General features: G+C 72.8%; 22 protein-coding genes, 1 pseudogene and 1 riboswitch. Of the genes and pseudogenes, 13 read left to right on the top strand and 10 right to left on the bottom strand.

Annotated elements, in window-relative coordinates; translation table 11 throughout:
- Positions 1–89: pseudogene (locus ACWEV0_RS32285) on the top strand (ABC transporter ATP-binding protein); the annotation flags it as partial.
- 59 nt (positions 90–148) lie between these two features.
- Here the strand turns inward: ACWEV0_RS32285 and ACWEV0_RS32280 are convergent.
- From ACWEV0_RS32280 to ACWEV0_RS32270, 3 genes are all read right to left on the bottom strand, one after another.
- Positions 149–547: a DUF3040 domain-containing protein gene (locus ACWEV0_RS32280; RefSeq protein ID WP_451611276.1), complete on the bottom strand. Its 399-nt coding sequence runs from the start codon at positions 545–547 to the stop codon at positions 149–151.
- 323 nt (positions 548–870) lie between these two features.
- The gene (locus ACWEV0_RS32275; RefSeq protein WP_453153264.1) at positions 871–1,659 is read right to left on the bottom strand and encodes a class I SAM-dependent methyltransferase; all 789 of its coding nucleotides are present in this window, start codon (positions 1,657–1,659) and stop codon (positions 871–873) included.
- 66 nt (positions 1,660–1,725) lie between these two features.
- Positions 1,726–2,256: an SAV_6107 family HEPN domain-containing protein gene (locus tag ACWEV0_RS32270; RefSeq protein WP_453153262.1), complete on the bottom strand. Its 531-nt coding sequence runs from the start codon at positions 2,254–2,256 to the stop codon at positions 1,726–1,728.
- Between the two features lie 153 nt (positions 2,257–2,409).
- On the opposite strand from ACWEV0_RS32270, the gene ACWEV0_RS32265 reads away from it, so the two are divergent.
- The 5 genes from ACWEV0_RS32265 to ACWEV0_RS32245 all read left to right on the top strand — a co-directional run bounded on the left by ACWEV0_RS32265 (position 2,410) and on the right by ACWEV0_RS32245 (position 8,344).
- A complete protein-coding gene (locus ACWEV0_RS32265) occupies positions 2,410–3,279 on the top strand; it encodes an ATP-binding cassette domain-containing protein (RefSeq protein WP_453153267.1) in 870 nt (289 codons plus the stop codon).
- Positions 3,251–5,338, top strand: coding sequence for a YhgE/Pip family protein (locus ACWEV0_RS32260; protein WP_453153261.1), 2,088 nt, complete (start codon positions 3,251–3,253; stop codon positions 5,336–5,338). The genes ACWEV0_RS32265 and ACWEV0_RS32260 overlap by 29 nt, the downstream gene beginning before the upstream one ends.
- A 47-nt stretch (positions 5,339–5,385) precedes the next feature.
- Positions 5,386–5,994, top strand: coding sequence for a TetR/AcrR family transcriptional regulator (locus tag ACWEV0_RS32255; RefSeq protein WP_453153260.1), 609 nt, complete (start codon positions 5,386–5,388; stop codon positions 5,992–5,994).
- A gap of 273 nt (positions 5,995–6,267) precedes the next feature.
- Positions 6,268–6,885 carry a DUF4126 domain-containing protein gene (locus tag ACWEV0_RS32250; RefSeq protein WP_453153259.1) on the top strand — a complete coding sequence of 206 codons (618 nt, stop codon included), beginning with the start codon at positions 6,268–6,270 and terminating at the stop codon, positions 6,883–6,885.
- A gap of 31 nt (positions 6,886–6,916) precedes the next feature.
- Entirely contained in the window at positions 6,917–8,344 is a 1,428-nt protein-coding gene (locus ACWEV0_RS32245; protein WP_453153258.1) for a phytoene desaturase family protein, read from the top strand.
- Between the two features lie 25 nt (positions 8,345–8,369).
- On the opposite strand, the gene ACWEV0_RS32240 is transcribed toward ACWEV0_RS32245, so the two are convergent.
- The 5 genes from ACWEV0_RS32240 to ACWEV0_RS32220 form a co-directional block, all read right to left on the bottom strand.
- Entirely contained in the window at positions 8,370–9,152 is a 783-nt protein-coding gene (locus ACWEV0_RS32240; RefSeq protein ID WP_453153257.1) for a hypothetical protein, read from the bottom strand.
- A 51-nt stretch (positions 9,153–9,203) separates the two neighbouring features.
- A complete protein-coding gene (gene metF / locus ACWEV0_RS32235; RefSeq protein WP_453153256.1) occupies positions 9,204–10,121 on the bottom strand; it encodes a methylenetetrahydrofolate reductase [NAD(P)H] in 918 nt (305 codons plus the stop codon).
- Positions 10,122–10,227: 106 nt separating this feature from the next.
- A complete protein-coding gene (gene thiE, locus ACWEV0_RS32230) occupies positions 10,228–10,878 on the bottom strand; it encodes a thiamine phosphate synthase (RefSeq protein WP_451611267.1) in 651 nt (216 codons plus the stop codon).
- A 97-nt stretch (positions 10,879–10,975) separates the two neighbouring features.
- Positions 10,976–11,350: an Rv2175c family DNA-binding protein gene (locus ACWEV0_RS32225; RefSeq protein ID WP_403798348.1), complete on the bottom strand. Its 375-nt coding sequence runs from the start codon at positions 11,348–11,350 to the stop codon at positions 10,976–10,978.
- Positions 11,351–11,393: 43 nt separating this feature from the next.
- Positions 11,394–12,641: an NAD(P)/FAD-dependent oxidoreductase gene (locus ACWEV0_RS32220; RefSeq protein ID WP_453153255.1), complete on the bottom strand. Its 1,248-nt coding sequence runs from the start codon at positions 12,639–12,641 to the stop codon at positions 11,394–11,396.
- 82 nt (positions 12,642–12,723) lie between these two features.
- Positions 12,724–12,836, top strand: a riboswitch (TPP riboswitch).
- Here ACWEV0_RS32220 and thiO point away from each other — a divergent pair.
- From thiO to ACWEV0_RS32190, 6 genes are all read left to right on the top strand, one after another.
- Entirely contained in the window at positions 12,834–14,036 is a 1,203-nt protein-coding gene (gene thiO, locus ACWEV0_RS32215) for a glycine oxidase ThiO (RefSeq protein ID WP_453153254.1), read from the top strand. It overlaps the preceding riboswitch by 3 nt.
- The gene (thiS, locus tag ACWEV0_RS32210; RefSeq protein ID WP_453153252.1) at positions 14,033–14,269 is read left to right on the top strand and encodes a sulfur carrier protein ThiS; all 237 of its coding nucleotides are present in this window, start codon (positions 14,033–14,035) and stop codon (positions 14,267–14,269) included. Before thiO ends, thiS begins: the two co-directional genes overlap by 4 nt.
- A 5-nt stretch (positions 14,270–14,274) precedes the next feature.
- Entirely contained in the window at positions 14,275–15,069 is a 795-nt protein-coding gene (locus ACWEV0_RS32205) for a thiazole synthase (RefSeq protein WP_403798359.1), read from the top strand.
- A gap of 120 nt (positions 15,070–15,189) precedes the next feature.
- Positions 15,190–17,079, top strand: coding sequence for a Stk1 family PASTA domain-containing Ser/Thr kinase (gene pknB, locus ACWEV0_RS32200; protein ID WP_453153251.1), 1,890 nt, complete (start codon positions 15,190–15,192; stop codon positions 17,077–17,079).
- Positions 17,080–17,085: 6 nt separating this feature from the next.
- Positions 17,086–17,934 carry a deoxyribonuclease IV gene (locus ACWEV0_RS32195; RefSeq protein WP_453153250.1) on the top strand — a complete coding sequence of 283 codons (849 nt, stop codon included), beginning with the start codon at positions 17,086–17,088 and terminating at the stop codon, positions 17,932–17,934.
- Positions 17,935–18,001: 67 nt separating this feature from the next.
- Positions 18,002–18,637: a DUF4396 domain-containing protein gene (locus ACWEV0_RS32190; RefSeq protein ID WP_453153249.1), complete on the top strand. Its 636-nt coding sequence runs from the start codon at positions 18,002–18,004 to the stop codon at positions 18,635–18,637.
- A 19-nt stretch (positions 18,638–18,656) separates the two neighbouring features.
- Here the strand turns inward: ACWEV0_RS32190 and ACWEV0_RS32185 are convergent, their stop codons facing one another.
- Positions 18,657–19,301 (bottom strand): sulfite oxidase-like oxidoreductase, encoded by a 645-nt coding sequence (locus tag ACWEV0_RS32185; protein WP_453153248.1) that lies wholly within the window; start codon positions 19,299–19,301, stop codon positions 18,657–18,659.
- 188 nt (positions 19,302–19,489) lie between these two features.
- Between ACWEV0_RS32185 and bfr the strand changes: the two genes are divergently transcribed.
- Entirely contained in the window at positions 19,490–19,966 is a 477-nt protein-coding gene (bfr, locus tag ACWEV0_RS32180; RefSeq protein ID WP_453153247.1) for a bacterioferritin, read from the top strand.
- A gap of 13 nt (positions 19,967–19,979) precedes the next feature.
- On the opposite strand, the gene ACWEV0_RS32175 is transcribed toward bfr, so the two are convergent.
- Positions 19,980–20,279, bottom strand: a complete 300-nt coding sequence (locus ACWEV0_RS32175; protein ID WP_453153265.1) for a (2Fe-2S)-binding protein — start codon at positions 20,277–20,279, stop codon at positions 19,980–19,982.
- Positions 20,280–20,397 lie beyond the last annotated feature (118 nt).

Here is a 20,397-nt window from a genome sequence, read left to right as displayed (position 1 = left end):
TCGTCATCGACGGCATCGATCTCGCCGAGCTCGGCGAGGAGGGCCTCCTGGAGCTGCGCCGCGACAAGATCGGCTTCATCTTCCAGTCCAGCACGATGGCGTCGTCGGCCCAGCTCATGTCAACGTGTTCGGCGAGGCGCGGGCCGCCTCAGTGGTGGCCGCCCTGCTGCTCGTCGCGCCGGCGCTGCCAGCGTTCTTCGATGCGGGTCATCATGGAGCGGCGCTGCCGGGTGCGATGGCCGCCCGCGGCGGCTCCGCGCAGGTGCTCGCCCGGCTTGGGGGCCTTGCGCCAGCCGGTGACCGCCAGGACCGCGCAGCCCAGCATGACGAGGAAGCCCACCACGCTGATCCAGATCTGCTGGGCGACCATTCCGGCCATGAGGAGCGCGATACCCACCAGGAAGCCGGCGACTGCCTGGTAGACCCGTCGCCGGGTGTACGTACGCAGTCCGCTTCCCTCGAGCGCTGTCGCGAACTTGGGATCTTCGGCGTACAGCGCTCGCTCCATCTGCTCGAGCATTCGCTGCTCGTGCTCCGAGAGCGGCACGGAGTCCTCCTAGTCGTCGGTCGCGGGGGCGACCGGTTTGCGGCCCTTTCAGGATAGGCAGGGAATCGCCCCCGTGAAACCCGCCCTCAATGCCAAATCGCCAATCCGGGCCGCCATGCGGATCGGATGCTGAGGCGTTGATTCCCCGGCCCCCAGTCCGTCATGCCGGATGGTGTCTTCCGATCATACGGGGACAAGTCCCCGTTCGGCGGGGCTGTGGCGTACTCCATCCGCCGCTGCGCCGCTGATCAGCGGGTACTCCCGCGCACCGGGGCCGGAGCCCCGCTGCGCGGCCGTGCGAGTGGCACGTGTGACCCGTGGGGTCAGGCGTGCTTCGTGCCCAGGACGTGGAGCTGGGTGGCGATCGCCTGGAAGGACGGCAGTTCGGCGGCCGCGGCCTCCAGGCGCAGCAGGGCCTCGGCGGCACCGGGCTCGGTGTCGACGAGGACGCCGGGCACGAGGTCGGCGAAGACCCGCACGCCGTGCACGGCGCCCACGTCGAGGCCGGCGTCGGCGGCGAGCCCGGTCAGCTGGTCGGCGGTGAAGCGCCGCGGCACCGGGTCGCCGGCGCCCCAGCGCCCGGCCGGGTCGCTCAGCGCGTTGCGGGCCTCGGTGAAGTGGCCGGCGAGCGCGCGGGCCAGGACGGCGCCGCCGAGGCCGGCGGCGAGCAGGCTGAGGCTGCCGCCGGGCCGCAGCGCGGCGGCCGCGTTGCGCACGCCCTCGGCCGGGTCGTCCACGTACTCCAGAACGCCGTGGCACAGGACGGTGTCGAAACCCTCGCGGTCGACGACGTCGAAGAGCCCGCGGATGTCGCCCTGGACGCCGGTGACCCGGTCGGCGACGCCGGCCTCGGCGGCGCGCCGCTCCAGGGCGAAGAGGGCGTTGGGGCTGGGGTCGACGACGGTGACCCGGTGGCCGAGGCGGGCCACCGGGACCGCGAAGTTGCCGGAGCCGCCGCCCGTGTCGAGGACATCGAGGCCCTCCTGCCCGGTGGCCTTGACCCGGCGGTCGAGGGCGTCTTTGAGGACGTCCCAGACGACGGCGGTGCGCAGGGAGGCACGCGACGGGCGCGAGGTCGCCTCTCGACCGGAGACAGCGGAAGGGTCCGACACGGCTGTTGACTCCTCGGTGACGGTGACTTACTCCCCCACCCTATGGCCTGGCGCGTGCTGCACCGATCATCCTGTGGCCTCCTCGGCGCCGGGCTGCCGTGGCAGCACCGGCTGGAGCGCGAGCAGCCGCTCGACCAGGCGGAGGAAGAGGGCGGCGTCGCGGAGCAGGTCGTCGGCGTCGCGGCGGCTGGCGGCGCCGGTGATACCCGCCTCGGCACGGGCCCGGCGCGCGGCGCCGGAGGCGAAGAGGGCGCTCCATTCGGTGAGCTCGGGCGCTATCTCCGGGAGCACCTCCCAGGCGCTGCGGATACGGGCCCGCTTGCGGGGGTCGCGCTCGGGCCGGCCACGGGCGGCGAGCACGGCGGCGGCGGTGCGCAGGGCGGCGAGGTGGGCGGTGGCGTACCGCTCGTTGGGAACGTCGAGCGCGGCGGCCTCGTCGAGTCCGGCCCTGGCCTTGGCGAGCAGGTCGAGGGCGGCGGGCGGGGCCGAGGTGCGGCGCGGGACGGGATGGATGTCGGACGCGGGTCCGAGCTGGGCGGGGGCAGGGCGACTTCCGGTGTGGCGCCGGGGCGTGGCTGCGGCGGAGTTGCCGGCCATGACGAGCCTCCTGTCGTCGGGTGACGGCGCTGTGGCCGTATGTGCTCATCGTGCACGGCACCACTGACAATCGCGCTGACCTGGGGCTTTGCCAGTTCGCCAACTCGGCGGTAATTTTTTGCACTGACTGGTCAGTTCAAAAGAGGGGGGATGGTGGAAGCGAACCACGGCGCCGCCGTCGTCGCGGACGGATTCGGACTGAAGGGCCCGAGGGGCTGGGCGTTCCAGGGGATCGGCTTCGAGGCCGCCCCCGGCAGCCTCGTCGCCATCGAGGGCCCCTCCGGCTCGGGCCGGACCTGCCTGCTGCTCGCGCTCACCGGCCGGATGAAGGCCCAGGAGGGCCGTGCCGAGGTGGCCGGGCTGCCGCTGCCCGGCAAGATGGCGGCCGTGCGCCGGATCAGCGCGCTCGGCCCCGTCCCCGGCGTCAGCGACCTGGACCCGGCCCTGACCGTCGCCGAGCACCTGCGCGAGCGGGCCCTGCTCCAGCGCCGCTTCGACGGCTCCCTGAAGGCCCTGCTGCGCCCGCCGGCCGAGCGCCGCGCCGCCGCGCGGGCCCGGATCGACGAGGCCCTGTCCGCCGCCGGGCTCGACCTCGCCACCCTGCCGAAGGGCGACCGCACCTCCGTACGCGACCTGGAACGCCTGGAGGCGCTGCGCCTGTCGATCGCGCTCGCCCTCATCGGCAAGCCCCGGCTGCTCGCCCTGGACGACGCCGACCTCAAGCTCTCGGACGCCGACCGCGCCGAGGCGTGGGACCTGCTGCGGTCCGTCGCCGCGGCCGGCACCACCGTCCTCGCCGTCTGCAGCGAGGCCCCCGAGGACGCCCTGAAGGTCTCCACGGCCGCCGCCGCGAAGCCGACCCAGGCCAAGGCCAAGCCCGAGGCCGAGCGCGAGGCCGAGCCCCGGGCCGAGGCCGCGGAGACCGAGCCCGCGAAGGCCGGACCGGCCGACACCGCCACCGAAAACGACACGACGTCCGAGAAGGGGGAGTCCGGTGCGCTCGCACAAGCTCGCCGCGCTTGAGCTGAAGCGGTTCGGCAGGGGGAAGCTCCCGCGGGCCGCGCTCGTCGCGATCCTGCTGCTGCCGCTGCTGTACGGCGCGCTGTACCTGTGGTCGTTCTGGGACCCGTACAGCAGGCTCGACAAGATCCCCGTGGCCCTGGTCAACGAGGACAAGGGCGCCACCGCCGGCGGCCAGAAGATCACCGCGGGCGCCGACATCACCAGGAAGCTCCGCGACAGCGCCGTCTTCGACTGGCACGAGGTGAGCGACGACGAGGCCCGCGCGGGCGTCGAGGACGGCACGTACTACCTGTCCCTCACCATGCCCGCCGACTTCAGCGCGCGGATCGCCTCCAGCTCCGGCGACTCCCCCGAGACCGGCGCCCTGAAGGTGCGTACGAACGACGCCAACAACTACATCGTCGGCTCGATCTCCCGCACGGTCTTCTCCGAGGTGCGCGCCGCGGCCTCCACGAACTCCTCGCGCAAGTTCCTCGACAAGATCTTCATCTCCTTCTCCGACCTGCACGACGCCACCGCAGAGGCGGCCAAGGGCGCCGGTGACCTCAAGGAGGGCGTCGACAAGGCGAAGGCGGGCTCCAAGAGCCTGGCCGACGGCCTGAAGGACGCCAAGAAGGGCAGCGGCCGGCTGGCCGGCGGCATCCGGAAGCTCGACAAGGGCTCCGCGGACCTGGAGAGCGGTTCCCGTCAGGTCGCCAACGGCACCCAGCAGCTCGCCGACAAGGTGAACGGCACCGCCGACAAGGTGCGCCCGTACCTCGCGAACAACGGCAAGTCGATCCGCGACACCGCCCGTCTCGTCTCCGACTCGGCGACCGCCGTCCGGCACAACCTGGACGACCTCGTGCGCCGGGCCCCGATCGCCCGCAGCGCCGCCCACAAGGCCGACGAGGACCTGTCCGCGTACTACCGGAAGCAGTGCGTGGGCAACCTGCTCGCCGACGCCAAGGGCTGCGAGCTGCTCAAGAAGGCATCGGTCACGGCCGGCGACGTCTCGAAGATCGCCGACGACCTGAACGAGCTGACCAAGGACAGCAACGGCGACCTGAAGACCCTCGACGCCCGGCTCGCCAAGCTGAAGAAGGACGCCGACGAGCTGGCCCGGCGCGCCCCGCACCTGGACCAGGACGTCGAGGGCGCCATCAAGAAGATCAACGAGCTGAACGCCGGCGCCCACAAGGTCGCCGACGGCGCCGACAGGCTGCACACCGGCCTCACCAGTGCCCGCTCCGGCTCGGCCGGCCTCGACACCGGCGTCGGCAAGCTGAAGAAGGGCGCCGGTCAGCTCGACGGCGGCATGTTCAAGCTGGCGGACGGCTCCGGCCAGCTGGCCACCGGCCTCAAGGACGGCGTCGACAAGATCCCCGACTACGACAAGCAGGACCGCGACCGCCGCACCGAGGTGATGGCCGACCCGGTCAAGCTGGCCGCCCAGTCGATGCACAAGGCGCCGAACTACGGCACCGGCTTCGCCCCGTACTTCATCCCGCTCTCCCTCTGGGTCGGCGCGATGGTCGCGTACATGATCATCCAGCCGCTCAACCGGCGCGCCCTCGCCGCCGGCGCCTCCGCCTGGCGGATCGCGCTCGCGGGCTGGCTGCCGGTCGCCGCGATCGGCGTGCTCCAGGTGGGCGCCCTGATGTCCGTGCTGCACTGGGGCCTCGGCCTGCAGATGGCCAGGGCCGCCGGCACCGTCGGCTTCCTGGCCCTGGTGACCTGCTGCTTCGCCGCCATCATCCAGTGGCTCAACGCCCGCTTCGGCGCGGCGGGCCGCATCCTGGTGCTCGCGGTCCTGATGCTCCAGCTCACCTCGGCGGGCGGCACCTACCCCGTCCAGACCAGCCCGGGCTTCTTCAACGCCATCCACCCCTACCTGCCGATGACCTACGTGATCGGGGCGCTGCGCCGGCTCATCACCGGCGGCGGCCTCGGGCCGGTCTGGCAGGCGGTCGCGGTGCTCGCCGCCTTCACGGTGGGCGCGCTCGCGCTGACGGCGGTCTCCGCCCGGCGCAAGCAGGTGTGGACGCTGGACCGGCTGCACCCCGAACTGTCTCTGTGAAGAAGACGGTCTCTCCGAGAAGAACGGTCTCTGTGAGAATCGAGCCCATGGACAGCAGCAGCACCAGACGGCAGGCCACCCGCGCCAAGCTCTACGAGGCGGCCGTCACCCTCATCGCGGAGCAGGGCTTCTCGGCGACCACGGTCGACGAGATCGCCGAGCGGGCCGGGGTGGCCAAGGGCACCGTCTACTACAACTTCAAGAGCAAGACCGAGCTCTTCGAGGAGCTGCTGCGGCACGGCGTCTCGCTCCTCGCCGCCTCCCTGCGGACGGCGGCCGAGGAGACCGCCGCGCGCGGCGGCACCCGGATCGAGGCGCTGGACGCGATGATCCGGGCCGGCCTGGTCTTCATCCAGCGCTATCCGGCCTTCACCCAGCTGTACGTGGCGGAGCTGTGGCGCACCGGGCGGGCCTGGAACTCGACCCTTCTGGTGGTCCGTCAGGATGCCGTCGCCGTCGTCGAGAACGTGCTGCGCGAGGGCGTGGCGGCCGGTGAGTTCAGCGACGAGATCGACGTGCAGCTGACGGCGTCCGCGCTCGTCGGCATGGTCCTGGTGGCCGCGCTCGACTGGCAGGCGTTCCAGAGCGAACGCTCCCTGGACGACGTGCACTCCGCGCTCTCGCGGCTGCTGCACGGGCGCGTGCACGGCTGCTGAGCCCGGCGGCCCGCCGGGTCCGGAAACCTGAAAACGCAGGAAACGCAGGAGACGCCGGTCCGGCGAGGCTCGATCCCCCCGAGCCTCGCCGGACCGGCGTCGTTTCACACCGGCAGGCGCGCGGCGCCGTTCCGCCGCCCCGTGTCGGCGGTGCCGGAGCCGCGCCCCCTCCGTGCGGTCCACTCTCCCTTCCGCGCAGGTCACGGCCCATCCGCGAACCTACTCATCTCGTCCTCTAGGTACGGATACTCAGGGCTGGCTACGATCGCGGACGTGTCCGTACTCCCCCTGGTCTTCACCAGCGGCTGGGCGAGCGGGATCAACGCCTACGCCGTGGTCCTGCTGCTCGGCGTGCTCGGCGCGACCGGGCTCACCGACGAGGTGCCCGAGGCGCTGCAGCGGCCCGACGTGCTGATCGCCGCCGGGCTGCTGTTCCTGTGCGAGGCGGTCGCGGACAAGATCCCGTACGTCGACTCCGTCTGGGACTCCGTCCACACGGTGATCCGGCCGGTCGGCGGGGCGGTGGTGGCCGCGCTGCTCGCCGGGCAGTCGGGTTCGCTGCCCGAGCTGGCGGCGGGCGCGGTCGGCGGCTCGACGGCCCTGCTGAGCCACGCCGTGAAGGCGGGGACGCGGATGGCGGTCAACACCTCGCCGGAGCCGTTCTCCAACATCGTCCTGTCGACGGCGGAGGACCTCGGCGTGGCCGGCCTGGTGACGCTGGCGCTCTTCCATCCGGTCGCGGCGGCGAGCGTCGCGGCCGTGCTGCTCGTCCTCGGCCTGGCGGTGCTGGGCTTCGTCGCCCACCGGATCCGCCGCTTCCGGCGCCGCCGGGCCCAGCGCCGGGCGGAGAAGCGGCTCGCGGCACAGCCGGTCCGGCCACCTTCCGGGTGAAGTGTCAGTGGGGGCCGATAAGGTCCCTGGCATGGCACGGATTGTGGTGATCGGCGCGGGACTCGGCGCCATGGCGGCCGCCGCCCGGCTCGCGGTGGCGGGCCATCAGGTGACGGTGTACGAGGCCAACTCGACGTACGGCGGCGGGGTGCGCCGACTGGAGCGCGACGGTTTCGGCTTCGACACCGGCCCGGGGCTGCTCCATCTGCCGGCCGTCTACCGCGATCTGTTCGTGAAGACCGGCAAGCAGCCGCTCGAGGAGTGCGTGACGCTCACCCAGGTCGATCCGGCGAGCCGTCATGTCTTCGCCGACGGCACGACGGTCGATCTGCCGAACGCCTCGCGGGCGGGCACGGTCGCCGCGCTGGACGCGGCGCTCGGCGCGGGCGCGGGCGAGCGCTGGGGCGAGTTCCTGGTGCGGGCCCGCGAGGCGTGGGACCGCACCCGGCGCCCGCTCCTGGAGGAGCCGCAGGCCGCGGACACCTCGGCGCTCGGCCGGGAGCCGTATCCGGCGGTCAAGGCGGGCCTGCTGCGCCGCCCGACGACCACGCTCGCCCAGATCGGCGCCCGCGAGCTGCGCGACCCGCGGCTCGCCGCGCTCCTCGGCTCGTACGCGTGGGCGTACGGCTTCGACCCGGCCACCGCCCCCGCCTCGGCGGCCGTGCTGCCGTACATGGAGCAGACCTTCGGCAGCTGGTACGTGGCCGGCGGCATCCGGGCGCTCGCGGACGCGGTGTACGAGCGGTGCCTGCAGCGGCGGGTGGAGTTCGTCTTCGACACCGAGGTCACCGACGTGCTCCAGGAGCACGGCCGGGCGGTCGGGCTGAAGCTGGCGGGCGGCGAGACCGTGCTCGCGGACCATGTCGTCGCGGGCGCGCCCGTGCCGATGCTCTACCAGGAGCGGCTCGTCGGCTGGGAGCGGCAGGACGAGTGGCCGCACTTCCAGCCGGTGCGGACGGGCCGGGTGACGGTCTGTCTGGCGCTGCGCGGCGCCCGGGAGTCCGGCGCGGTCCACCGCACGGTCGTGCACGCCACCGGGGACCTGCCGACGGTGACGGTGCTGCGGCCGGACGACCCGGCGCTGCGGCCGGACGACGCGCACGAGTCGGTGACGGTCACGGCGACGGAGGGCGTCCTGTCGTCCTGGACCGACTTCGCCGAGAAGATGCTGATACAGGCCGAGATGGTGGTGCCGGGGCTGCGCGAGCGACTGCTCTGGCAGGAGGTCCGCACCCCCGACGACACCCTTCTGGAGACGGGCGCGGCCGAGGTGCCCGGCCCGGCCCTGGCCGGGGACCGCGGCCGCTGGCTGCCGGCGGCGAACGTGTCGCCGGTCCCCGGGCTCTACTTCGTCGGCGGCTGGTCCCACCCGGGCGGCGGGCTGGCGCACGCCGGGATGTCGGGCGCGCTGGTGGCCGGCCTGATCGTGGAGGGCGCGGACTTCCGCGGCTCGCAGTGACCGGCCGGCCCGGGGCGGTCGGGGATCAGTAGCGGTACGTCTGGTCCTCGCCGTATCCGTACGGCTGCTGGTGCTGGTGCTGGTCCGGGTGCTGCTGGTCGGTGTCCCGCTGCTGCGGCACCCAGATGCCGCCGGGCGGGGTGTCGTAGGTGTACGAGGGGGCGTACGGGTCGGCGTACGGCTGCTGCTGGTAGCCGCCGTACTGCTGGCCGGCGTCCGCGTACTGCTGGCCGATGTACGGGTCCGAGTAGGCCGCGTACTGCTGCTGGGCCTCGGCGCCGTAGTCGTACGCGGGCTGCTGCTCGTACCCGGTGGCGTAGGGGTCGGCGTACTGCGGCTGCTGCTCGTACGAGGTGCCGTAGACGGCGTACTGGCCGGTGTCCTCGGGCATCGGCTGGGGCTCGTACACGGCCGTGGTCCCGGCCGCGGCCAGGGCGTCCTCGGCGGCGGGGTCGGCGGGGTCCGCCGGCTCGTACGAGAGGTCGGTGACCTCCAGGGTCGGGCCGGTCCTGTCCGCGGACGGCCGGGAGCGACGGCGCCGGCTGGCGCCCGGGCGGCCGCCGAGGGCCCAGCCGGTGGAGAAGCCGCGCCGGAAGGAGAGCGTCACATAGGCCTGGCCGACGGCGAAGGCGACGGCGCCGACGACGATGACGACCACGGACGGCAGCAGCACGCCGAGCACCACGCCGAGGAAGCCACCGAAGGCGAGCAGCCGCCAGCGCAGCCGCGCCTTGTACTGCAGCAGCACCTCACCGAGCAGCCACAGCGCCACGACACCGAACGCGATGTAGAGGACCGTCCACCCCATGCCCGCCCCTCTCCTACGGCCTCCGCCGCGGGTAGGGGCGGGTACGGCCGGTCAGGACTGCACGTGCAGTCCGAGATTCTCGTAGATCTCGAGCGTCGCCCTGGAGTTGTTGAGCGTGATGAAGTGCAGTCCGGGGACACCCTCGGAGAGCAGCCGCGCACAGAACTCCGTCGCGAACTCGATGCCAATGGAGCGTACAGCGGCCGGATCGTCCTTGACGGCGAGGATGCGCTCTTTCACGTGCGCGGGGAAGGCGGCGTTGCTCAGGGTGGGCAGCCTTTCCAGCGTCTTGAGGCTGACGACGGGCATGACCTCGGGGATGATCGGGGTCTCGCAGCCGGCCTTCTGGACGCTGTCGCGCAGTCGCAGGTACGCCTCCGGGTCGAAGAACATCTGGGTGATCGCGTAGTCGGCGCCGGCCCGGCACTTGTCCACGAAGTGGCGCACGTCGGTGTCCCAGTCCAGGGACCGCGGGTGCATCTCGGGGAAGGCGGCGACGCCCACGCAGAAGTCGCCGGACTCCTTGATCAGCCGGACCAGGTCGGCCGCGTAGTGGACGCCCTCGGGGTGGGCGACCCACTCGCCGAGCGGGTCGCCCGGCGGGTCGCCGCGGACGGCGAGCATGTTCCGGATGCCGGCGTCGGCGTACTGGCCGAGGATGTTGCGCAGCTCGGCGACGGAGTGGTCGACGGCGGTGAGGTGCGCGACCGGGGTGAGGGTGGTGTCGGAGGCGATCTTCTGGGTGGCCTTGACCGTGCCGCCGCGAGTGGAGCCGCCGGCGCCGTAGGTCACGGAGACGAAGCTCGGCGCGACCGCCTCGATGCGGCGCATGGCGTTCCAGAGGCTCTGCTCGCTCTTCTCGGTCCGGGGCGCGAAGAACTCGAAGGAGTACGTGGTGTCGCCGGACGCGAGGATCTCGCGGACCGTGCGTGCACGGTCCGAGCGGACGGAAGCGGTACCAAGGGCCATACGGGCAGGTTAGACGGGGTCCAAGGTCGGGGTGAAGCCGAGTCCGCGTAGTGGACACCTTTCAGGACATCCGGGCCGCGCGTCCCGGCATCCGGACGCACCGCTGTCACGCGAGGCGTTCGCGGACCCGCTTGGCGAGGGAGGCCGCGGCGGCGGCCGGGTCGGCGGCCTCGGTGAGGGCGCGGACGACCACGATGCGGCGGGCGCCGGCGTCGAGCACCTCGTCCAGGTTGGTCTCGTCGATGCCGCCGATGGCGAACCAGGGGCGGTCCTGGGCGAGCCCGGCCGCGTACCGCACGAGGTCGAGGCCCGGCGCGTACCGTCCCGGCTTGGTGGGGGTGGGCCAGCAGGGCCCGGTGCAGAAGTAGTCCACGCCCGGCTCGGCGGCGGCCGCGGCCACCTCCGTCTCGGCGTGGCAGGAACGGCCGATCAGCACCTCGTCGCCGAGGATGGCGCGGGCGGCGGGCACGGGCAGGTCGCCCTGGCCGAGGTGGAGCACGTCGGAGCCGATGGCGTGGGCGACGTCGGCCCGGTCGTTGACGGCCAGGAGCTTGCCGTGGCGGCGGCAGGCGTCGGCGAGGACGGCCAGGTGCTCCAGCTCCTCCCCCGCCTCCATGCCCTTGTCGCGGAGCTGCACGATGTCGACGCCGGAGGAGAGCACGGCGTCGAGGAAGTCGGGCAGGTCGCCCTGGCGCTTCCGGGCGTCGGTGCACAGGTAGAGCCGGGCGTCGGCGAGCTGCGCGCGAGGCGTGGACATGGTGTTTCCCCCCTGGTGGGTGGTGCCGGTGCCGGGCCGGCCGGGAAGGGCCGGCCCGGCACCCGCGGGTGCTGTGGGACTGCTCGGCGATCGTGCGTCAGACGGCGAGCGCCTGGGCTCGGCGCTTCACCTCCGTGCCGCGATTCTCGCCGAGGGCCTGCGCGGGCGTGCCCGGCAGGGTCGGATCCGGAGTGAAGAGCCACTCCAGCATCTCTTCGTCACTGAAGCCGTCGTCCCGCAGGAGCGTCAGGGTCCCGGAGAGGCCCTTGACGACCTTGCCGTCCTGGATGAAGGCGGCCGGCACCTGGAGGATCTTCTCTCCGGGGCGCACCTCGCGGCGCACGGCGATGAGCTGGCCCTCCTTGACCAGCTGCCGCACGCGCGTCACCTCGACATCGAGCATTTCCGCGATGTCGGGGAGGAAGAGCCAGGCGGGGACGAGAGCATCGGTCTTTGCGTCAATCTCGGTCACGGGACAAGCGTGCCATCCCGGACTGACAGTCGGTAGTCGGGCCCTACCGGACTGCGGCCTTCAGGGGGACGGACGGGTCCGCGGCCCGTGCCGGGTCGACGGCGACGCGCTGCTCGATCAGCCGCCGTCCCTGGGCCAGATCGCGCGGCCGGCCGACCGCGAGCAGGGCCACCGGGACGTCGTCGCGCAGCCACAGCACGGTCCACGCCGGTTCGGCCGGGTCACCGCGCCACAGCAGGGTGTCGGCGGCGGCGTGGTGGCCGGCGTACTGGACGAATCGGCCGAACTGCTCGGACCAGAAGTACGGCACCGGGTCGTAGGCCGGGACGGTCGAGGCGGGCGCGCCGCGCACCTCGGCGACGATGTCGGCGGCCACTGTACGGGGGCCCTGGAGGGCGTTGTCCCAGTGGTGGACGAGGAGTCGTTCGCCGTAGCGGGCGGAGGGGAAGGATGCGCAGTCGCCGACCGCGTACACGTCGGGCAGCGAGGTGCGCAGCCGGTCGTCGGCGCTGAGCGCGCCGCTCGGGTCGAGGGCGGCGCCGGAGCCGGCCAGCCAGCCGGTGGCGGGGCGGGCGCCGATGCCGACGACGACGGCGTCGGCGGCGAGTTCGGCGGTCCGCCCGTCCGCGCCGGTGAGGACGACCCGACCCTCCTCGACGCGGTCGACGCGGGCGGCGAGCCGGAGCTCGGCGCCGCTGTCGGCGTACCAGCCGGCCATCGGGGCGGTGACCTCGGCGGGCAGCGCGCCGGCCAGCGGACGGTCGGCGGCCTCGACGACGGTGACGGCGCAGCCGGCCTCGCGGGCGGCGGTGGCGAACTCGGCGCCGATCCAGCCGGCGCCGACCACCACGATGTCGTGGCGGCGCTCCAGGACGGTGCCGAGCCGGGCGGCGTCGTCGAGGGTGCGCAGCAGGTGGACGCCGGGGACGCCCTCGCTGCCGGGCAGGGTGAGCGGGTGGGCGCCGGTGGCGACGACGAGGGTGTCGTACGGGACGGGGCCGGCCTCGGTGTCGACCTCGTGGGCGCCGGCGCGGAGCCCGGTGACCTCGACGCCGAGGCGGAGCTCGACGCCGAGTGACTCGAAGTCGACGTCGAAGGCGGAGTCCTCGGCCTTGCCGAGGAGGACCGCCTTGGAGAGCGGCGGCCGGTCGTAGGGCTGGTGGGGCTCGGCGCCGATGAGGGTGACGGGGCCGGTGAAGCCCTGTTCGCGCAGGGCGACGGCGGTCTGCACACCGGCCATTCCGGCGCCGGCGATCACTACACGGTGGGGAACCTGCTTCTGCTCGCTCACCCGACCACCTTACGCATCTGACGAACCGTCAGGAAGGCAGGGTCCTGCGGGACCCGGCCCGCTGCGGTTAGTCTGACCGGCGTAGAGCACTCGCGGGAGCCCGGACGCACCGGGCTGAGAGGGAGGCTGACCGGCCTCCGACCGTACGAACCTGATCCGGGTCATGCCGGCGAAGGGAGGGGCTGGACGCCCATGTCGCGTACCACCGGTCGAACCGGTACATCCGGAACATCCGGCATATCCGCCGCTTTCGACGTCCTCGTCATCGGGGGCGGAATCATCGGCCTGGTCACGGCCTGGCGGGCCGCTCAGCGCGGACTGCGCACCGCCGTGGCCGACCCCGAACCGGGCGGCGGGGCCGCCCGGGTGGCGGCCGGCATGCTCGCCGCCGTCACCGAACTCCACTACGGCGAGGAGACCCTCCTCGGCCTCAACCTCGAATCCGCCCGCCGCTACCCCGACTTCGTCGCCGAGCTCACCGAGGCCTCCGGCGGCCTGGACACCGGCTACCGCGCCTGCGGCACGCTCGCCGTCGCCCTCGACGCCGACGACCGCGCCCACCTGCGCGAACTGCACGCCCTGCAGACCCGCTGCGGGCTCGCCTCGGAGTGGCTGAGCGGCCGCGACTGCCGGCGCCTGGAGCCGATGCTGGCGCCCGGCGTCCGGGGCGGGCTCCGGGTCGACGGCGACCACCAGGTCGACCCGCGGCGGCTCGCCGACGCGCTGCTGACCGCCTGCGAACGGGCCGGGGTGGTCTTCCACCGCGCCGTGGCCGAGCGGCTCGCGGTGGTACGGGACCGGGCCCGCGGCGCCGTCCTGGCCGGGGGCGTCGACGTGACCGCCGACCAGGTCGTGCTCGCCGCGGGCAGTCTGAGCGGGCGGCTCGACGGCGTACCGGCAGAGGTGCTGCCGCCCGTGCGGCCCGTGAAGGGGCAGGTGCTGCGGCTGCGCGTGCCGCCCGCGTACGCGCCGTTCCTCTCCCGGACCGTCCGCGCGGTCGTCCGCGGCAGCCACGTCTACCTCGTGCCGCGCGAGAACGGCGAGCTGGTCGTCGGCGCCACCAGCGAGGAACTGGGCTGGGACACCACGGTCACCGCCGGCGGGGTGTACGAGCTGCTGCGCGACGCGCACGAGCTCGTCCCCGGCATCACCGAACTGCCCCTCACCGAGACCCTCGCCGGGCTGCGCCCCGGCTCCCCCGACAACGCGCCGCTGCTCGGCCCCAGCGCACTGCCCGGGCTGCACCTGGCGACCGGCCACTACCGCAACGGGGTGCTGCTCACCCCGGTCACCGGCGACGCCATGGCGGAGGCCCTCACGACCGGCGCCCTGCCGGAGGAGGCACGCGCCTTCACCGCCCGCCGTTTCTCTCCCGCACACCTGGAGCACGCATGACCGCGTCCGTTTCCGCATCCGAGTCCGCATCCGTCTCCGTATCCGTGAACGGGGAGCCGCGTGAGCTCTCCCCCGGCCTGGCGCTCGACGCCCTCGTCGCGACCCTGACCGCCGCCCCGGCCGGCGTGGCCGCCGCCGTCAACGAGACCGTCGTCCCGCGCAGCCAGTGGGCCACGACCCTGCTCGGCGACGGCGACCGGGTCGAGGTCCTCACCGCGGTCCAGGGAGGTTGAGCGCGATGTCCGACGACGTCTTCCTGCTCGGCGGTACGGAGTTCTCCTCCCGCCTCATCATGGGTACGGGCGGGGCGCCCAGCCTCGACATCCTCGAACGCGCGCTGGTGACGAGCGGCACCCAGCTGACCACCGTCGCCATGCGCCGCCTCGACCCGACGGTGCGGGGATCCGTGCTCTCCGTCCTGGACCGGCTCGGCATCCAGGTCCTGCCGAACACGGCCGGCTGCTACACGGCCGGCGAGGCCGTGCTGACCGCCCGGCTCGCCCGGGAGGCGCTCGGCACGGAGTGGATCAAGCTGGAGGTCATCGCCGACGAGCGCACGCTGCTGCCGGACGGCGAGGAGCTGCTCGCCGCGGCGGAGACCCTCGTCGACGACGGCTTCGTCGTCCTCCCCTACACGAACGACGACCCGGTCCTCGCGCGCAAGCTGGAGGACGTCGGCTGCGCCGCGATCATGCCGCTCGGCTCGCCCATCGGCTCGGGCCTCGGCATCCGCAACCCGCACAACTTCGAGCTGATCGTGGAACGGGCGGGCGTGCCGGTGATCCTCGACGCGGGGGCCGGCACCGCGTCCGACGCGGCCCTCGCCATGGAGCTCGGCTGCGCCGCCGTCATGCTCGCCTCCGCCGTCACCCGGGCCCAGGAGCCCGTCCTCATGGCCGACGCCATGCGCCACGCGGTGGAGGCCGGCCGGCTTGCCCACCGCGCGGGCCGCATCCCGCGCCGCCACTTCGCGGAGGCCTCGTCCCCGACGGACGGCCGGGCCCGCCTGGACCCGGAACGCCCGGCGTTCTGACGCTCCGCGGCCCCCGCCCCGGCGGGGCGGGGGCCGCCGCCTGCGGCGCCGCGTCACAGCTGCGCTGCAGTCCCGGCCGCGCGGCCGGGGGTGTCGTACGGCCCTCGTAGACTCGACGCCGTGGACACGACCCTTCAGGACCCCCTCGTCGGGCGGCTGCTCGACGGCCGTTACCGCGTCGAGGCGCGTATCGCCGGCGGCGGGATGGCCACGGTCTACCGGGCCGTGGACACCCGGCTCGACCGGGTGCTCGCGCTCAAGGTGATGCACCCGGAGCTGGCGACGGACGCCGCGTTCGTGGAGCGGTTCATGCGGGAGGCGAAGTCCGTCGCGCGGCTCGCGCACCCCAATGTGGTCGGGGTGTTCGACCAGGGCGCGGACGGGGCCTACGTGTACCTGGCGATGGAGTACGTCGCGGGCTGCACGCTCCGGGACGTGCTGCGGGAGCGGGGCGCGCTGCGGCCGCGCGCGGCGCTCGACGTCCTGGAGCCGGTGCTCGCCGCGCTGGGCGCCGCGCACCGGGCGGGATTCGTGCACCGGGACATGAAACCGGAGAACGTCCTGATAGGGGACGACGGCCGGGTGAAGGTCGCGGACTTCGGGCTCGTACGGGCCGTGGGCACCGCCACCGACACCACCGGCGCCGTCCTCGGCACCGTGTCGTACCTCGCGCCGGAACAGATCGAGCACGGCACCGCCGACACCCGCGCGGACGTGTACGCGTGCGGCGTCGTCCTGTACGAGATGCTGACCGGCGCCAAGCCGCACTCCGGCGACACTCCGGCGCAGGTGCTCTACCAGCACCTGAACACCGACGTGCCCGCCCCGTCCGCCGCCGTCCCGGGCCTCGCCGGGGAGCTGGACGCACTGGTGGCGAGCGCCACCGCCCGCGACCCCGAGCTCCGGCCGTACGACGCCGTCGCGCTGCTCGCGCAGGTCCGCGACGCCCGCGCCGCGCTCACCGAGGAGCAGCTGGACGCCGTACCGCCGCAGGAGCGGGCGGGCCAGGAGCCGAGCGGCCCGGAGGACCGGACCAGCGTCATCCCGCGGATCCAGCCGATGCCGGTGGAGCACACCAGTTTCCTGCCGACGCCGGAACCGGCACCCGCGGCGCGCCGCCGCCGTCCCCGCGGCCCCCTCCTCGTCATCGCCGCCGTCCTGCTCGCCCTCGGCATCGGGACCGGCGTCTGGTACATCAACGCCGGTCAGTTCACCCGCGTCCCCGCCGTCCTCGGCCAGACCGAGGCCCAGGCCACGAAGCGCCTCACCGCCGCCGGCCTGGACGTGAGCACGACCAAGCGCGACTTCAGCGACGTGTACGAGCGCGGCACGGTCATGGCCGTCGACCCGGCGCCCGGCGAGCGGATCCGCGGCAACGGCCGGGTGACGCTCACCCTGTCCCGCGGCCCGAAGGTCGTGAAGGTCCCCAAGCTCAAGGGCGTCCCGCTCGCCGAGGCGAAGAAGCGCCTCGCCGCCGAGGGCCTGGCGCCCGGCGTGATCACGTACGACTTCAGCCAGTCCGTCGCCCGCGGCGCGGTCGTCGGCTCCGACCCGGAGCCCGGCACCGAGCGCAGCCCGGACTCGGCCGTCGCCCTCGTCGTCAGCAAGGGCGCGCCGGTCGAGGTCCCGGACGTCACCGGCGAGTCGGTGGAGGACGCCACGGCCACGCTCCAGGACGCCGGCCTGAAGGTCACGGTCGCGCCGGAGCGGGTCAACTCGCCCGAGGACGCCGGCGCGGTCGCCGCGCAGTCCCTCGCCCAGGGCAGCCGGGCCGCCGAGGGCGACACGGTCGTCCTCACCGTCTCCAAGGGCCCGAAGATGGTCGAGGTCCCGGACGTCGTCGACATGAAGACGGCGGACGCCAAGCAGGAGCTGGAGGACGCCGGCTTCGAGGTGAAGGTCGAGAAGACCTTCCCGTTCCTCGGCGACACGGTCTCGGGCCAGTCCGTCGAGGGCGGCTCGACCGCGGCCGAGGGATCCACCGTCACCATCACGATCAAGGGACTGTGAGAACTCATGCGCAACCCCGTCGGCGGCCATGTCCCCGTGGCCGGCGGCCTCGCCACCACCGGTCTCGGCTACGCGCGCGAGCTGGGCGCCGAGACCGTGCAGGTCTTCGTCGCCAACCCGCGCGGCTGGGCCACCCCGCCCGGCAACCCGGCCCAGGACGAGCTGTTCCGGGCCGGCTGCGAGGCCGAGGGCCTGTCGGCCTGGGTGCACGCCCCGTACCTGATCAACTTCGGCTCGCACACCGAGGCCACCGTGGAGAAGTCGGTGGAGTCGATGCGGCACTCGCTGCGCCGCGGCCGGCAGATCGGCGCGCGGGGCGTCGTCGTGCACACCGGCTCGGCGACCGGCGGCAGGCCGCGCGAGGTGGCGCTGGCGCAGGTACGGGAGCGGGTGCTGCCGCTGCTCGACGAGCTGACGCACGACGACGACCCGTTCCTGCTCCTGGAGTCGACGGCCGGGCAGGGCTCCTCGCTCTGCTCGCGGGCGGAGGACTTCGGGCCGTACTTCGACGCGCTGGACCGCCATCCGAAGCTCGGCATCTGTCTCGACACCTGCCACATCTTCGCCGCGGGCCACGACCTGACCGGCCCGGACGGCGCCACCCGCACACTCGACGAGCTGGTGGCGGTGGTCGGCGAAGGAAGGCTGAAACTCATCCACGCCAACGACTCCAAGGACGTCGTGGGCGCGCACAAGGACCGGCACGCGAACATCGGCGTCGGTCACATCGGCGAGGACGGCTTCCGTAATCTCCTGCGGCATCCGGCCACGGACGGCGTACCGTTGATCATCGAGACGCCCGGCGGGCCGTCCGGTCACAAGGCGGACGTGGAGCTGCTGAAGAAACTGCGTTGAGGAATACCCCAGGGGGGTATACCGTTCCCGAACAGGCAGGAACGGTTACCCGACCTTGGGGGCACCCATGGAGCACGAAGCGCACGCCCACCACGAGCACCACGGCACCACCGCCCACGAGGGTCACGAGCAGCACGCCCACCACCAGAGCCACGAAGGACACGCGGGCCACGAGGGCCACCACGCGGGCCACACCGGCCACGAAGGACACGCCGGCCACCAGGGCCACGAGGGCCACCACGCCCATCACGGTCACCACGGCAACGGCCAGGTCAGCTGGTCCATGGCCGCCCAGGCCACGCTGCACTGCCTCACCGGCTGCGCCATCGGCGAGGTGCTCGGCATGATCGTCGGCACCGCCTTCGGCTGGGGCAACATGCCGACGATGGTGCTCGCGATCGTCCTGGCGTTCTTCTTCGGCTACACCCTCACCCTGCGCGGCATCCTGAAGGCCGGCGTCGACTTCAAGACCGCCTTCAAGGTGGCGCTCGCCGCCGACACCCTGTCCATCGCCGTCATGGAGGTCATCGACAACGGCGTGATCGCGCTGTGGCCCGGCGCCATGGACGCGCACCTGTCCGACGCGCTGTTCTGGATCACCCTGGCGATCTCGCTCCTCGTCGCCTTCGTCCTGACCACCCCGGTCAACAAGTGGATGATCGGCCGCGGCAAGGGTCACGCCGTCGTCCACCAGTACCACTGACGCTCACGAGCAACACGGGCTAGAGCTCAGGGCCGTCGCCCGGCTCCTCCTGGTACGAGTAGCGCTGCTCCGTCCACGGATCACCGATGTTGTGGTAGCCGCGCTCCTCCCAGAAGCCACGCCGGTCGGCGGCCATGTACTCCACGCCCCGCACCCACTTCGGGCCCTTCCAGGCGTACAGGTGCGGCACCACGAGCCGCAGCGGGAAGCCGTGCTCCGCGGTGAGCAGCTCGCCGTCCTTGTGGGTGGCGAAGATCGTGCGCTCGTCCGCGAAGTCCGAGAGGCGCATGTTGGCGCTGTAGCCGTACTCCGCCCAGACCATCACGTGTGTGACGTTCGGCGCGGGCGGGGCCAGCTCCAGGATCGTCCGGGCGGGGACGCCGCCCCATTCGGCCCCCAGCATGCTGAACTTCGTCACGCAGTGCAGGTCCGCCACGACGGTGGCGAAGGGCAGCGCCGAGAACTCCTCGTGGTTCCAGCAGCGCTTGTCGCCGTCCGCGGTCGCCCCGAAGACCCGGAACTCCCAGCGCTCCGGCTTGAAGCGGGGTACGGGGCCGTAGTGGGTGACCGGCCAGCCGCGCTGGAGCCGCTGCCCCGGCGGCAGATCCGTCACCGCCGCCACCGCTGCTTCCTCCCGGCGATCTCCGCCCTCCGGCTGACCCATGTCATCCATGGTGACAGACCGCGAGGGGTGGTCATGACCAGCCATGCACCGACATCCCGGGGATATTCTGACTATTGGGACAACTATCGGTAAGCCTGCACTTACTGGACGCAACCCATGACCGCTGCAAGGATGCGGCCATCCTGCCCAGTGGCGGCACCGACATGGCGTGGAAGGATTCCGAAGCGATGCAGGGCGACCCCGAGGTCCTCGAGTTCCTCAACGAGCAGCTGACCGGCGAACTCACCGCGATCAACCAGTACTGGCTGCACTACCGCATCCAGGACAACAAGGGCTGGACGAAGCTCGCGAAGTACACCCGCGAAGAGTCCATCGACGAGATGAAGCACGCGGACAAGCTGACCGAGCGCATCCTCATGCTGGACGGGCTGCCCAACTACCAGCGTCTCTTCCACGTCCGGGTGGGCCAGACGGTCAAGGAGATGTTCGAGGCCGACCGGCAGGTCGAGGTGGAGGCGATCGACCGCCTCAGGCGCGGGATCGAGGTCATGCGGGCCAAGGGCGACGTCACCTCGGCGAACATCTTCGAGGAGATCCTGGCGGACGAGGAGCACCACATCGACTACCTCGACACCCAGCTGGAGCTGATCGAGCAGCTGGGCGAGGCGCTGTACTGCTCGACGCTCATCGAGCAGCCGAGCTGACCCTCCGGGCCGGCTAAGCGGCTTCCGACAGGCGGGGAACCCCGGAGATCTCGGTGACCTCGGCGACCCCGGCGACCTCGGAGATCTCCGCGACCTCCGCCGTCAGGGCCGGGCGGCCCTGGTCGACCAGGTCCCGGCGCGGGCAGTTGCCGCGCCCGAGAATGGCCTGAATACGTCGTACGCACGAGCCGCAGTCCGTGCCCGCCTTGCAGGCCGAGGCGATCTGGCGGGGCGTGCAGGCGCCGGCCTCCGCGTGCTCCTTGACCTGCTTCTCCGTGACTGCGAAACACGAGCAGACGTACACGCGGTTCACCTCCCGCCGAGTGATCGATAAGGCTAACCTAACCTTACCCGGCGGGCAGGTGGCGCAAAAGCCCTCCCTACGAGAGTGGAAGAAGGCGTCGAGCACCCGCCGCTCGATCCGCGGCCGG

It is taken from the genome of Streptomyces sp. NPDC003943 (genome assembly GCF_053605265.1).
The sequence above is the reverse complement of the archived record's forward strand: the minus strand, read 5'-3'. Positions and strand labels throughout refer to the sequence as shown.

What these genes read in the sequence shown, in the direction of transcription:
- ACWEV0_RS32270 (WP_453153262.1), bottom strand. Translation starts at nt 2,256, where the DNA reads ATGGCCGGCAACTCCGCCGCAGCCACGCCCCGGCGCCACACCGGAAGT.
- ACWEV0_RS32255 (WP_453153260.1), top strand. Translation starts at nt 5,386, where the DNA reads ATGGACAGCAGCAGCACCAGACGGCAGGCCACCCGCGCCAAGCTCTAC.
- ACWEV0_RS32245 (WP_453153258.1), top strand. Translation starts at nt 6,917, where the DNA reads ATGGCACGGATTGTGGTGATCGGCGCGGGACTCGGCGCCATGGCGGCC.
- ACWEV0_RS32240 (WP_453153257.1), bottom strand. Translation starts at nt 9,152, where the DNA reads ATGGGGTGGACGGTCCTCTACATCGCGTTCGGTGTCGTGGCGCTGTGG.
- metF (WP_453153256.1), bottom strand. Translation starts at nt 10,121, where the DNA reads ATGGCCCTTGGTACCGCTTCCGTCCGCTCGGACCGTGCACGCACGGTC.
- thiE (WP_451611267.1), bottom strand. Translation starts at nt 10,878, where the DNA reads ATGTCCACGCCTCGCGCGCAGCTCGCCGACGCCCGGCTCTACCTGTGC.
- thiO (WP_453153254.1), top strand. Translation starts at nt 12,834, where the DNA reads ATGTCGCGTACCACCGGTCGAACCGGTACATCCGGAACATCCGGCATA.
- thiS (WP_453153252.1), top strand. Translation starts at nt 14,033, where the DNA reads ATGACCGCGTCCGTTTCCGCATCCGAGTCCGCATCCGTCTCCGTATCC.
- ACWEV0_RS32205 (WP_403798359.1), top strand. Translation starts at nt 14,275, where the DNA reads ATGTCCGACGACGTCTTCCTGCTCGGCGGTACGGAGTTCTCCTCCCGC.
- ACWEV0_RS32195 (WP_453153250.1), top strand. Translation starts at nt 17,086, where the DNA reads ATGCGCAACCCCGTCGGCGGCCATGTCCCCGTGGCCGGCGGCCTCGCC.
- ACWEV0_RS32190 (WP_453153249.1), top strand. Translation starts at nt 18,002, where the DNA reads ATGGAGCACGAAGCGCACGCCCACCACGAGCACCACGGCACCACCGCC.
- ACWEV0_RS32185 (WP_453153248.1), bottom strand. Translation starts at nt 19,301, where the DNA reads ATGGGTCAGCCGGAGGGCGGAGATCGCCGGGAGGAAGCAGCGGTGGCG.
- bfr (WP_453153247.1), top strand. Translation starts at nt 19,490, where the DNA reads ATGCAGGGCGACCCCGAGGTCCTCGAGTTCCTCAACGAGCAGCTGACC.